We start from the raw sequence: 12,715 nt of genomic DNA, 5'->3' as shown, positions 1-12,715 counted from the left end.
ATCCCCTGCTCCACTACACTTTATGCTTTACCCCAACATTTGACAAAGAACCCTTCTTTTAGTCAGCCCCTTTCTATGGGTTCTAAAATAATTCGATGGTCAACCAAATTCAGTTCTTTAATCCTAGCAGCAAGAGTCTTTCGCTGCCCGAAAATACTCTCTAAATACACTTCCCCATTTTGTGGAACAACTCGGTCAACACGTTCCATCAACAACTCTTCTTTATCATTCTTGAAAAGATAAGCATTAGCCTCGCACATGTGGCTATTCCCTCCCTCCAGATTGTATGTATTGTTTCATTTGCATAACCAAGGCATCTACCATATGTGGCAGCGGCTCTGACTGAACACCAACCAGATCAATGTTGTTTTGATGGATGGGCAACAGAATCTTTCTTGCTTTACTGGCAATCACTCGCTTCGCCATTTTGGGTGTTAATTCACCTTTCATCGAGTTAGACAAAATGATACTTAGCGGTCCTACGATTAAATCCACTTCATCCACATTGCAAATAAGGGCATTTTCTCCTGTGGCACCTTCATTTGCCCCAGCCCGGAGCATCGTGGCAGTAGCCTGAGAATTCGTCCCAATAGCCAGAATATCCACATCATTACCAAACTCGCTACGAATTCGATTAATTATGACTCTGCCAATTCCACCGCCCTGTCCATCTATAACAGCAATGTACACAATATCCCTCCAATAAACCACCCAAAGTAATACTCTATCATCGGTATTGCTATATCCATCTAATCTATGTATTATTATACATGATTATCTTACTAGTTTCCATATAAATCAAACAAATTCCTGCACGAATTCCAGAATAATCCTTTTCACTAATAGCTTGGAAAAAATCAATGCACAGGTTAATTATTGGAGAAATATTAAATTTCTTTTATATCATCAACAGATTTTGGATTACATACATGCTTGACAGTATGACCCTCATCGGCAAAAAAGACCGGACATTTACTGGTCACAATAATTTGACTGGGATACATACTACGGTGACCGGAAAATATGTAGCTAATCAGGCAGCTTATGGCGACAAAAGGAATGATGTCAATACCATATAATTCTGCTGCCATAATAATGGCCGTTACCGGTGTATTCACAGCACCTGCCAGCAATGCCGCCATACCGATAATCGCATAGACCTCAATATCCATACTGCCTATAAGCTGACCAAATACGTTTCCGGCAGTAGCTCCTACCACAATCATCGGCGTAATAATGCCGCCTGTCCCGCCACAGCCCAGGGTAACAGCGGTAGCAATGGTTTTCCAAAAAAATGCATCAACCGGAATCGGTTCGCCGCGTACCCCTATGTCCAGCAATTCTAAACTGAGTCCCAGGTATAGTGGACTGATGAAATAACCAATAACAGTGAGCATTCCACCGCCGATAAAAGCTTTTAAAGGTTTAGATAAACACAACCTGTCAAAATATTGACTACACTGCTGAATTGACTTAATAAAGAATACCGCCACCGCCCCACAAAATAGGCCCAACAAAATGGCTTCTACTGCCAGATAAACATTAGTTTCTATAATAACATCCCGGTACACATACGGTATCCCTGCAAAGTATGCAACATAATAGCCAGTCGCTCCGGCAATACATGCAGGATATAATGTATCATACAACATTTTTCCAACAAATAATACTTCAACACCAAATATAGCGCCAGCAACCGGTGTACCAAAAACAGCGGCAAAACCAGCACTTAGTCCACAAATAACAATTTGCCGGCAATCCGCACTTGTTGCTCGCAAACACCGACCCCAAGACGAGGCCAAAGTGGCACCGAGCTGGGCTGCCGGACCTTCTTTGCCTACCGAACCGCCAGCAGCGATTGTTATAACAGTAGCTATTAATTTTATCGGTGCTTCTGCCAAAGGTATATAGCCAGCCTGCTGATGTATAGCTTCTACCACCTTATCGCTCCCGCCAGAAATTCCTGGCGCCAGCCAATTAACCAGCCAACTGTTCACAACTAATACCAATGGAATATAAAAATAGTAATAAGGCTCCCGGGTCCATACATCAATAGCCCAGGATAATAGTTTTAAAAATACGGTTACCCCCAGGCCGGCAATCACACCAGTCGTGATACCAAAATACGTCCATTTAATCATATACTGTAGTAAAGCTAGTTGCTGAGCATTCGGTTTTAAAAGCCGGGAGCTGGTCAAGACAAGCTTCATATCTACCACCAATAATTAGGATACTGCCGTTTGGCAGCCAAATTATTTACAAGTATCCCGACAATTACTAAAATGCAGATACCAACACCAACAGGTATTATCGGAAATAGCCAATCTTGTTGGGTAGTTACCGCAATTAAAGCCGTAGCGCCGGCCGGTGGATGAACAGTTCTCGTCCCTACCATTGCTGCCACCGCAATGCCAACACTTAGAGCCGCCGTATACCAGTAGCAACCTGCGACTTGATAAATGATAACTCCGATAATCGCTGAAAGTATATGTCCTGCAATGGCATTGCGCGGCTGAGCTAACGGAACCGCTGGGACACCATATATAAGACAGGCTGACGCTCCTAATGAAGCCACTAAAACCGGTATTCCCTTTAGAAAAGTAAGATAGGTAACGATTCCGATACCGGCAAATGATCCCACAAGAGCCCAAAAACACTCTGACATCGCAGGAGTTGGTACACTACATTTACCTGCTGAAGTTATTTTTTTTAAATATTCTTCATAGGATGAAACCAGATTCTCGCAAACAACCGCTGATTTGCGGTTGATTTCTTCTTCTGGCAGATTATTCATTGGCGCTCCTCCTTTTTACCGTTAAAAAATGGAGAAATGCCGTACAAAACGGCATTTCTCTACTTATTTCTTGGTGACCAAAGGAACCAAGCAGGCAAGCGTGAATATAACGTATGATAAATAGATCATAGTGCTGTCATTGCTAATTCCACCTTGATAAGATAGATAAAAACCGATCCAAAACCCCCAAAATGCTGCATTCATAAGCGGCGCACGATATTTTTTTCTCCACGATACCGGTTGGGCAACTGCATTAGGATTGGTATTTGGCGCAGGATTTGGTGTACTCATTTACAATACCTCCTTTGTATTTCGCAATTTTATTGACCTATGGTAGATCTCTAAATAGCATGTAGGCGAAAATCCATGCATTGATGCCCACAAGCAGCGAAATAATTACACAATAAGGTATTGTCCGGTTCATTACCTCGCTTTCTCGACCGTCAAGACCAACCGTAGCTGAACCAATCAGTACTTTAGACGGAGCAATGGCACAACCTACCGAACCGCCAACCGACTGGACGGCGCACATGATGACCGAGCTAATCCCAAGCACTTTGGCTGTCTCATACTGCAAGGCGCCAAACATAACATTGGAATTGGTGTTACTGCCGGTAAGAAATGCTCCTAACACACCAATAAATGGAGAGAATATGGGGAATAAAACACCTGTCGATTTTGCTATCCCTTGTGCCAACAAGTTAGTCATACCCGTATCGTTCATAATTAATGCCATCATAACCATAGTAGTTATCCCAATACTGGTAGGAACACATTGAGAAATAGTGGCCTGTAAAGCTCCGCTAAAAGCGCCCGGTTTCCACTTGCCTGTCGCCTTGAAGATAAGATAAGCACAAAATGCAGCAAACAACAGCAACGGTGCCGGATGGGAAAAGATATTAATTTTTGAATACATTTTTTCAGCTTTTACGGCAAAGCCGGCAGCGGTAGTTACTGCTGGAAAGTCGAGGCCCCAAGTGTAAGGAGAGAAAATTTTCGCAATAGATTTAATTTGGGTCATGATACATAAGGCAATTAGGATATAATACGGGGAAAAAGCCAAGTTAAATCCCATCTCTGGCTTGGTATCCTCTTGCTTAGTCCCTTCCGCCTCATGGCGATAAATAGTTTTGGCCAATATTGCCATCGTCCCGCAACCACAGAGTGCTGGAATTAACGTAGCCAACTGGGCAGCCCCCAGTTTGTTCATAAACCAGCACATGAAAGCCATTACAGTACCTGTTATCAGCACCGCAGGCAATCCCCTTTTCACAGCGGAGAAACCGCCATAAATATGGCACACTGCAAGACCAGTAGCATAAATAGGTACAGCAAACAATATTGCCATCCAGGGACCAATAATCTCCCCAGGAATTTTAGTAGCCAACTGAATGGTATAATAGGATGAACCCATCGAACCAAAGCTAATAGACCAAGAATGTCCGACCAGACAGGTAGCAGCCGCAACTGCCGGCTTGAAACCCATAACCAGCATAATTGGCGCAACAACTGCAACTGGTACGCCAAAGCCGGCAATACCTTGCATAAAGCTAGCGAAACACCATGACATGAGTAAGCATTGCAATAATTTTTCTTCCGTTACTTTGACCATAGTGTCCCCAATTACTTTAATTGCACCATTCTTCTCTACAAAGTTGTAGAGAAACACTGCTCCCCAAATGATTAACAGCACATATAGTGACATGGCCATGCCTTTACTATTAGCTAAAGCCAACAGCCGAAAGTCGCCGCCAAAGGCAAAATAGCCGATGGCAACTGCTGTAAACCACGATATTGCTCCCGATTTTGGCGCACCCCAGTTAAATAGCAGAATAGTAGAAAGCAAGACTAAGATCGGTAGGAAAGCGAGTATCCAGTTAGTAAAGGTTAAGGCAACACCCTTATCCATACAACCGAGCCTCCTTCCAAAATCTTTGCCCGAATATCTGAGCAAAAACCAGCATACATTACTAAGTCCCTGGTTCCTTTTGTTCATAAGGAACCAGGGACTAGCAAATTCATGCCAAACAGGTGTTAAGTTGTTTATTTAGCAGGCGGAAGCGGAACTTCCATGCCGAGCATTTTGGCACGGTTATTGACGAAGTTTTGAATTTCGGCCACATGTTCAGGCTGCAGATGGGCAAAACGTTTTTGGGTTTGGAGATACTCGTCAACCGGCTTAAGTTTCTTAGGCAGATTATTGAACTTCTTGTTCGCCCAGTCGCCATTTTCGACTTCATACAGATTCCACATACCCGTCTCAACAGCCAATTTGGCGATTTCGATAGTACGCTCAGGCGGGAAGCTCCAGCCTTTAGGACATGGACAGTGCAGATGAATAAATGCCGGTCCGTCTTGTGCAAGACCCTTACGTACCTTGTTCATGGCGTCAATCGGATAACCAATGGAAGCCGTTGCGCCATACTTGACATATGGATGGCCACCAGCACAGAAGATCGGCATCGGGTCTTTCATATGATGCTTCTTGGCTTCAGGAATAGCTGGGCCAGGCGGTGTGAACATAGTTGCAGCACCGTACGGAGTGGAAGGCGAAACCTGAATACCGGTATTAGCATAAGACTCATTGTCATACATGACAACAAGAACTTTATGTCCTCGATAGAACAATGCTGACATAGCTTGCAGACCAATATCAGAACAACCACCATCACCGGCCATTACGATAATATTGGGGAATTCATCCTGAATTTTACCCTTTTTAATCAGCATGCGGAAAGCTTCGGCGATACCAGAAGCTACAGCACCGCCATTGGTAATTTGCGCGTGTGTCCAGGGCACAGCCCAGGGACCGCAGGCATAACTGGTGTTAGCAACATACATACAGCCAGTTGGACCAACAAAGATTGTATTTCTTCCGGCAGCTTTAGCTACCAGGCGATATCCGAGAGCCGGACCGCACCCTGCACAAGTACGATGACCAGGGACATAAGTGTCCTCTAGTTCAGTAGTTTGTGCAATTGACTTTATTAATTCAGCAACTGCCATCGTTCTACTCCTCCTTTATTATTTACTTGGGGCAGCTTCAGTTTTAGCAGCATTAATCTGGGAAGCGCCTTCATGATAATCATTAAAGTTAACCCAAGTGCTGGCCTGAATAATTTTGCCGGCTTCAAGAGTCTGCTTCATCATTTCAGCCATAGCAAAGAACTCTTCATGAGTAATGGTCTCGCCGCCCAAGCCGGAGGTAAAGCTTTGAATCATTGGTTTGTTAGGAACTTCAGACATAGCAGCTTTAACTTCTGTTGAAAGAACGCCGCCACCACAAGGTGCACCATAGGAGGTACCAGTATCTACAACACCGGCAACTTTGAACTTAGGCAGAATTTGCGCAAGAGCTTCATCTGGGAACGGACGGAACCAGCGAAGTCTGCACATACCTACTTTATAGCCGGCCTGACGGAGATACTTAATAGCGCTGCGACAGGTTACGGCATGAGCGCCTTGCAGCACAAATACCATGTCGGCGTCATCGGTCATATATTCTTCAACAAACGGAGCATATCTACGGCCAAAAATCTGTGCAAATTCTTCTGTTACTTGTACAATCTTCTCTTTAACCTTGGTCATAACGACATGACGATCCCACTCAAGCGGAGGACCCATTTCGGGCTCAATCTGCGGCCCCATAATTACCGGGTTTTTAACATCAAGACGATATTTAGGATTAAACTTAGGCAAGAATCTATCTACTTGCTCTTGATCAGGCATTTCATAATCCTGCGCGATATGGGTTACGAAGTAACCGTCCATAGCCACAATCTGCGGCAACATGATTTCAGGATCTTCGCCAATCCTAAAATACATTAAGCTATTGTCTAACGCTTCTTGCGCATCTTGCGCCCAGCCATAAATCCAGCCGTTATCACGGAGAGTTAAGCAATCGGTATGCTCCGAACCGAAATCACCGGGTGGATCCAATGTACGGTCAGCAACAAGAGCCTGAATCGGACAGCGACCACCAGCAATCGGAGAATAAGTTTCAAACGCATAAGTTACACCTACACCGGAACTACCGGTAGTAGCACGGGCACCAGCCATGGAAGCACCGTGAGCAATACTAAACTGGGCGTGCTCACCTTCACCGTGAACCATTTCACACTGCATGACACCAGCAGCAATCCGTTTTGCCAACTCAGCCATAACAGCAGTATACGGACGGATAGGATAGGATGCTGAAACATCAATATCAGCAAGCTGCCAAGCATCTGCAACCGCAGTTAAACCTGTATCTCTTTTCTTAATCGGCATCTTCTTCACTCCTTATTCATCAAAATCAAGTTCAGGCACTCGGCTAATAGCCCCTACCGGACAAACATTACTGCAAATACCGCAACCTTTACAATATTTGAGGTTAAAACTAATTCCGTCATTTTCTGAGAAATTTACACAGGCATCCGGACAGTAAATATAACAAGTTTTGCACTCGGTGCATTGACTTTTATCCACTACTGGACGAAGGTACCGCCAATTACCGGTGACCATGCCCTCATTTTCTGTTTGAGGGGAAGGAACAATAGCCGCAAACGGCACTTGCTTGTATACTTTTGCCATGATTACACCTCCTCAAAATTTACCACTGCCTGCCATCAGGCTGGTTGGCCGTTGCTGAAAGGCACTATCACAACTTTTTCCCAGCCTTGCTGGACAGCGGTCTTATTTTCGGCAACCTTCAGCAGGCTTTCCAGTTTGACAATACCACTAGCTTTTGCAGCAGCTGCTGCGATAGCAGCACCAACGCCAGCACCAATCTTGGTATTATCAATACTGCCCTCAGTACCGTCAAAGGTATGGTACACACCGGCTCCCAAGGAATCAGCGTCAATAGCGGCAACCGCCTTTATCTTGCTGACATTCTCTTTCGGAGATAGCCACTTAATTAATTTATTAACATCGCGCTTGGTATTGATGACTACTACACAACCATCTTTACAACCTTTCAGCACATCATTGCCTTTAACCAATGTTTCTTCGACGAGAACAACAACATCAGGACGATAATTTTCATACTCATAAAAGGTCTCTATCGGTTCCGGACTAATACGTGCATAACTCTTAACCGGTACGCCAATCCGGTCAGGTAAATCAACATAATTATCAAAGAATTGGTTATACTTACCCTCAAGGCTACCAGCTTTAGCGAGCAAGGTAGCAGTGTCACGAGCTTCCTTGGCCAAGGTTACGCCCCTTGTCCATACAGTAACTTCCTGCATCTTGGCGTCAACAGTAACCGCCAGTGTCATTGTTTCTCCCCCTTTTACTCATTCAGATTAATTACAGATAATCGTCATAACCAAGCTAGTTTGATCCTCACCCCCACAGGCAAACATGCCATTATTTTTTTAATATTTGTCGCAGACCGTCGCTAAAATCCTGAGCCATTACAATGTAATCGCCACTAGGTTTAGCTTGGTTCTGCATGTTACTAACAGAGCGTTTAAGCGCCAACATTGCCGCATATTTACAAATAGCCTCAATATCAGAACCGGCTGCCCCCTCTGTTGCTTCAGCCAAAAAAGCCAAATCAACATCAGCAGCTAATGGCAGCTTCTCGGTATGAATCTTAAATATTTCTAGGCGCTCCGCTTGTTCCGGCAATGGCAGTTCAAGGATAAAATCGAATCGGCCTGGGCGCATAAGCGCAGGATCTACCATATCAGGCCGGTTAGTAGCCGCCATCACAATGACATGGGCAGTATCCATCAAGCTGTCCATTTCTAGTAATAATTGGCTTACAATACGCTCTGCACCGCTTCTATCTGTACCTGCCCGTACAGGCGCTAAGGCGTCAATTTCATCAAAGAAGAGGATGCAGGGAGCGATTTGTTTAGCACGTTTAAAAATTAGCCTGAGCCCCTTTTCAGCCTCACCAAACCAGCGTGAATTAAGTGTAGCGGCATCTACCGATATAAAATGAGCCTCACTTGATCCGGCAAGTGCTTTGACCAGTAATGTCTTGCCAGTGCCTGGCTTACCAGTCAGGAGTATGCCCTTTACCATGGAATAGCGCGTCTCTTTAAACAGTTCCGGATTTCGAATCGGCAGCTCCACCAGTGATCTCAATTTATCTTTGATATCAGCCAGACCGCCGACCTGCTCCCACTTGATGTTAGGACGGTCGGAGAAAAACTCTCTGGTAGCTGTTGGTTCAACTTCCCGGAAAGCGGTATAGAAATCATCCATAGTAACCTTTAAATTAGCCAAGTCCTCTTCGGTCACACCTGACATAAAATCAATGTTAGGTAGTAACCGTCGTACGGCATTCATTCCTGCTTCTTTGCATAAAATAGCTAAATCCGCACCGACAAAACCATGAGTTATTTGCGCTAGCTTTTCCAAATCGACACTGGAATCTATTGTCATATCTCGTGTATGTATTTTTAATATTCTTAATCTTCCGGACCTATCTGGTGGATTGATAGACAATTCACGGTCAAAGCGTCCTGGCCGCCGGAGCGCCGGATCCACCATGTCGGGAACATTGGTTGCCCCAATGACAATAACCTGCCCCCGATTTTTCAACCCATCCATCAATGCTAATAGTTGTGCTACCACCCGTTTTTCGACATCGCCAATTACATCCGTACGTTTTGGCGCAATAGCGTCAATCTCATCAATAAAAATGATTGCCGGTGCCCGGCGCTGGGCTGTCTCAAAGATTTCCCTCAGCCGAGCTTCGCTTTCCCCGTAAAACTTATTGATTATTTCCGGACCATTCACATGCAGGAATGCGGCATTTGTTTCACTAGCAACCGCTCGGGCCATTAGGGTTTTACCTGTACCTGGCGGTCCGTAAAGTAGCACACCTTTAGGAGCGTCAACCCCCAGATGACGAAATACTTCTGGGTATTTAAGTGGCAATTCTATCATTTCGCGCACTCGCTGCAGTTCTTTATCCAACCCGCCTACATCTTCATATGAGGCCCGGAACCTCCGATCTTCAAGGGCATCAGCCTTGGTAACTTTAATCTTTGTACTCGAATTAATAATGACTGGACCCTGGGGTGATGTACCAAGTACTGTGAAAAATTGAGTCTGAGCCCCAGCCAAACGTACTTTCACTTTATCGCCGATAACCACCGGCAGACCGTTTAACATACGTTCCAAATGCTGAATATCCTGAGCATCACTGAAATCTACAGTAACATCAAGCGGACTTAATATCAGTGTCTGAGCCGGTTGCCTCACAGCCTTTCTCAAGGTGACCCGTTCATCAATACCAACTCCAGCATTTTCTCTAATGATGGCTTCGATTTGTGCCAGGTTTTTATTTTTGAATTGAGTAAAACAGGGAACAACTTTTGCCACTGTAGTTTTTCTGCCCTGAATTTCAACAATGTCACCAATGATTACCTCAAGTTTATCCATCTCAGCACTATCAATACGGACATACCCCAGACCTACGTCTTCGGGCATTGCGTCTGCTACTCTAAAGGATAAGGCAACGGCCATGATTTGTATCCTCCTTTAGATGGGTCTATCTGGAAACTTATTACAGTTTTTATTATACAGGCCCACTTATTATTTGCCTACTATATGGTAAATAAGGATATTTTTGTAAATAAAATTTATGTTTTAAATAGAAACTACAATGAAAAAAGCTAGCATAGCAGCTCTTGTATGGCTGCTATGCTAGCTTTCATATCGTCTCCATAAAAGTCATTTGATTAATGCCAGACAGAACATGTGTCCTCTTTCATATACTTATGGAGCGGTCTGCCTACAGGACCGTAAGATAAAATTCCCTTTAAACAGCCACTCTCGCACAGATAGTTTAAGTAACGCCGTACCGTAACTCTAGAAATACCAGCCAGTTTAGAAATATCTGCAACACTAAAATAACCTGATTGTTTTTTAACAAATTCCAAAACTAAATCTAACGTCCCTTTATCCAACCCTTTAGGAACGTTGTCTCGTAGCTCTTCTAAACTGCTTACAGTTTTATCTCTACCTGTATCCCCTTTTAAGATATCAATATCTTTCTGGGACATATTTTGAATACTATTAAGTTTAGAAATATAATCCTGGTAATTTTTTAATGCCTTTTTAAAACGTTGGAAAGTAAATGGCTTGATAATATAATCGATAGCCCCATACTGTATTCCCTGTTGAATAGTTTCTGTATTATGAGCAGCCGTAACTAAAATAACATCAGTATTAATGCCTGTTGCTCTCACCCGTCGCAACAACTCTAACCCATTAAGCCCAGGCATATAAACATCCAGGATAACTATCTGCGGTTTAACTTTGGCAATCAGTTCAAAGCCAGTTTTACCGTCACATGCATGACCGACTAACCTGAATCCCTTCATTTGGTTAATATACTGTCGATGAAGTTCTAACACCATTGGGTCGTCTTCCAGAATAACAACATCGATAGCCATTGCTTTACCTCCCTGTAACTTCAAGGTTTTGGATACCACGGATTGGTATCTTTATGCTAAAGATGCTCCCTTGGTTTTCTTGTGATTGAACAGTTATTTTGCCGCCGCCCAGATCTACTTCTTTCTTAACAAGATATAAACCGACGCCGCGGCTTCCCCGCTTGGTTGAAAACCCCCGCTGAAATATTTTTCTTTTATAAACTTCTGGGATACCGCTCCCAAGGTCACTTACTTTTATGTGTAAATACTTCTTGCCCTGGTAAACATATACATCAATTCTTTTACGTTCACTCGGTAGTCCTTCTACCGCATCCATGGCATTGCTAATCAAATTTCCTAACACAGTTACCATGGACAGACTACTGAATGTCGGTGGCAAAGACTCAAGTTTACTGCGTGCATCCAAACGCAGTAAAATCCCTTGTTCACTCAATTGACTGATTTTTCCGATAATTAAGCCGGCAGTAGCCTGGTCTTTAATCCGTTTGACAATAAAACTAACAAACTCCTGTTGCGTTTTATACATTAAAGTAATCAGTTCTACGACTTTATCATACTCTTTCATTTGGATAAGCCCTGAAATTGCATGCAGTTTATTAGCAAATTCATGAGACTGAGCCCGCATCGAATCGAGTAGACTCTTAAGTCCGATGATCTCTTCTGCCAACATTTTAACATCTTCTTTATCCCGAAAGGTAGCCAGAGCCCCGATGACTTCGCCATCGACAATAATTGGAGTTCTATTGGTAATAATAACCTTGTCCCCAACCTCCTGCTCTTGATCATACTCGGCCTGTCTGGTTCTTGCCACAATTGGCAGCCGTGAATTAGGTAAAATATCCATAATATGTTTACCAATAAGGTCAGTATGTATGTTCAATAGCCGTTTCGCCTCATTATTTACGATATTGATGTACCCATCTGAGTTTATCGCAATAACCCCTTCCCGCATACATTCCAGAATGGCGCGTTTTTGTTCTAAGAGCACGGTTACTTCATGAACTCGCTGCTTTAATTTGGTGTCAGCATCGCCATACAACTTGGCATTGTGCACAGCAATCGAGGCATGATTGGCAAAAGTCGCAAACAAAGTCTGCTCAATCGGAGTAGATTTGTGAATAGTGCGAAATCCTATTACCAATATACCTAGTAACGAATCCTGAAAATACAGCTTAACGACTTTTACGCAGCAAAGCTGCTCATTGTGTAGTACTTTAAGCAGGCGTTCGGACAACGCTTCTCCAGGTTTTATTTCTATAACCTTCGAAGTTTCCATATCTTGCACCGATTCAGAGATGAGAACAGGCGAATCAGGATGATACCATGCGGTAGCAATCGGCGCTTTCCATTCGCTAGACTGTCCCGTCAGAAGAATACTACCGCAATCACCGTTAAATAAACGCATTGCACTTGAGACGATAAAATCTAACACATCAGTAATATTCATTGAAGATGTCATACAGGTGGTTATTTCATTAATCGTCCTGAGCTGTTCAAATTGCTTAAAAACCGTTTCCTC

Annotated in this window: 13 protein-coding genes; all 13 read right to left on the bottom strand. The window is 43.6% G+C overall.

Annotated elements, in window-relative coordinates:
• Positions 1-62: 62 nt before the first annotated feature.
• On the bottom strand, positions 63-260 hold the full coding sequence (locus tag AC29Z1_RS05960) for a CooT family nickel-binding protein (RefSeq protein WP_488270542.1): 198 nt from the start codon (positions 258-260) through the stop codon (positions 63-65).
• 4 nt (positions 261-264) lie between these two features.
• Entirely contained in the window at positions 265-690 is a 426-nt protein-coding gene (locus AC29Z1_RS05955; protein WP_488270541.1) for a DUF3842 family protein, read from the bottom strand.
• Between the two features lie 197 nt (positions 691-887).
• Positions 888-2,141: a chloride channel protein gene (locus AC29Z1_RS05950; RefSeq protein ID WP_488270540.1), complete on the bottom strand. Its 1,254-nt coding sequence runs from the start codon at positions 2,139-2,141 to the stop codon at positions 888-890.
• 71 nt (positions 2,142-2,212) lie between these two features.
• Positions 2,213-2,794 (bottom strand): HPP family protein, encoded by a 582-nt coding sequence (locus tag AC29Z1_RS05945; protein WP_488270539.1) that lies wholly within the window; start codon positions 2,792-2,794, stop codon positions 2,213-2,215.
• 63 nt (positions 2,795-2,857) lie between these two features.
• The gene (locus tag AC29Z1_RS05940; protein ID WP_488270538.1) at positions 2,858-3,085 is read right to left on the bottom strand and encodes a hypothetical protein; all 228 of its coding nucleotides are present in this window, start codon (positions 3,083-3,085) and stop codon (positions 2,858-2,860) included.
• Between the two features lie 37 nt (positions 3,086-3,122).
• Positions 3,123-4,703 carry an L-lactate permease gene (locus AC29Z1_RS05935; protein WP_488270537.1) on the bottom strand — a complete coding sequence of 527 codons (1,581 nt, stop codon included), beginning with the start codon at positions 4,701-4,703 and terminating at the stop codon, positions 3,123-3,125.
• A gap of 134 nt (positions 4,704-4,837) precedes the next feature.
• Positions 4,838-5,800: an oxalate oxidoreductase subunit beta gene (locus tag AC29Z1_RS05930; protein ID WP_488270536.1), complete on the bottom strand. Its 963-nt coding sequence runs from the start codon at positions 5,798-5,800 to the stop codon at positions 4,838-4,840.
• A gap of 18 nt (positions 5,801-5,818) precedes the next feature.
• Positions 5,819-7,063, bottom strand: a complete 1,245-nt coding sequence (locus AC29Z1_RS05925) for an oxalate oxidoreductase subunit alpha (protein ID WP_488270535.1) — start codon at positions 7,061-7,063, stop codon at positions 5,819-5,821.
• A 12-nt stretch (positions 7,064-7,075) separates the two neighbouring features.
• Positions 7,076-7,366: a 4Fe-4S dicluster-binding protein gene (locus tag AC29Z1_RS05920; protein WP_488270534.1), complete on the bottom strand. Its 291-nt coding sequence runs from the start codon at positions 7,364-7,366 to the stop codon at positions 7,076-7,078.
• A gap of 35 nt (positions 7,367-7,401) precedes the next feature.
• A complete protein-coding gene (locus AC29Z1_RS05915) occupies positions 7,402-8,055 on the bottom strand; it encodes an oxalate oxidoreductase subunit delta (protein ID WP_488270533.1) in 654 nt (217 codons plus the stop codon).
• Positions 8,056-8,146: 91 nt separating this feature from the next.
• Positions 8,147-10,264, bottom strand: coding sequence for a CDC48 family AAA ATPase (locus AC29Z1_RS05910; protein ID WP_488270532.1), 2,118 nt, complete (start codon positions 10,262-10,264; stop codon positions 8,147-8,149).
• A gap of 215 nt (positions 10,265-10,479) precedes the next feature.
• The gene (locus AC29Z1_RS05905; protein WP_488270531.1) at positions 10,480-11,196 is read right to left on the bottom strand and encodes a response regulator; all 717 of its coding nucleotides are present in this window, start codon (positions 11,194-11,196) and stop codon (positions 10,480-10,482) included.
• Positions 11,197-11,200: 4 nt separating this feature from the next.
• Positions 11,201-12,715, bottom strand: a 1,515-nt coding sequence (locus tag AC29Z1_RS05900) for an ATP-binding protein (protein ID WP_488270530.1), incomplete at its 5' end; no start/stop codon positions are given.

This window comes from Sporomusa sp., assembly GCF_057736855.1.
The sequence above is the reverse complement of the archived record's forward strand: the minus strand, read 5'-3'. Positions and strand labels throughout refer to the sequence as shown.

Excerpts from the sequence above, each read along its gene's own strand:
- AC29Z1_RS05960 (WP_488270542.1), bottom strand. The coding sequence starts at position 260 with ATGTGCGAGGCTAATGCTTATCTTTTCAAGAATGATAAAGAAGAGTTG.
- AC29Z1_RS05950 (WP_488270540.1), bottom strand. The coding sequence starts at position 2,141 with ATGATTAAATGGACGTATTTTGGTATCACGACTGGTGTGATTGCCGGC.
- AC29Z1_RS05945 (WP_488270539.1), bottom strand. The coding sequence starts at position 2,794 with ATGAATAATCTGCCAGAAGAAGAAATCAACCGCAAATCAGCGGTTGTT.
- AC29Z1_RS05940 (WP_488270538.1), bottom strand. The coding sequence starts at position 3,085 with ATGAGTACACCAAATCCTGCGCCAAATACCAATCCTAATGCAGTTGCC.
- AC29Z1_RS05935 (WP_488270537.1), bottom strand. The coding sequence starts at position 4,703 with ATGGATAAGGGTGTTGCCTTAACCTTTACTAACTGGATACTCGCTTTC.
- AC29Z1_RS05930 (WP_488270536.1), bottom strand. The coding sequence starts at position 5,800 with ATGGCAGTTGCTGAATTAATAAAGTCAATTGCACAAACTACTGAACTA.
- AC29Z1_RS05925 (WP_488270535.1), bottom strand. The coding sequence starts at position 7,063 with ATGCCGATTAAGAAAAGAGATACAGGTTTAACTGCGGTTGCAGATGCT.
- AC29Z1_RS05920 (WP_488270534.1), bottom strand. The coding sequence starts at position 7,366 with ATGGCAAAAGTATACAAGCAAGTGCCGTTTGCGGCTATTGTTCCTTCC.
- AC29Z1_RS05915 (WP_488270533.1), bottom strand. The coding sequence starts at position 8,055 with ATGACACTGGCGGTTACTGTTGACGCCAAGATGCAGGAAGTTACTGTA.
- AC29Z1_RS05910 (WP_488270532.1), bottom strand. The coding sequence starts at position 10,264 with ATGGCCGTTGCCTTATCCTTTAGAGTAGCAGACGCAATGCCCGAAGAC.
- AC29Z1_RS05905 (WP_488270531.1), bottom strand. The coding sequence starts at position 11,196 with ATGGCTATCGATGTTGTTATTCTGGAAGACGACCCAATGGTGTTAGAA.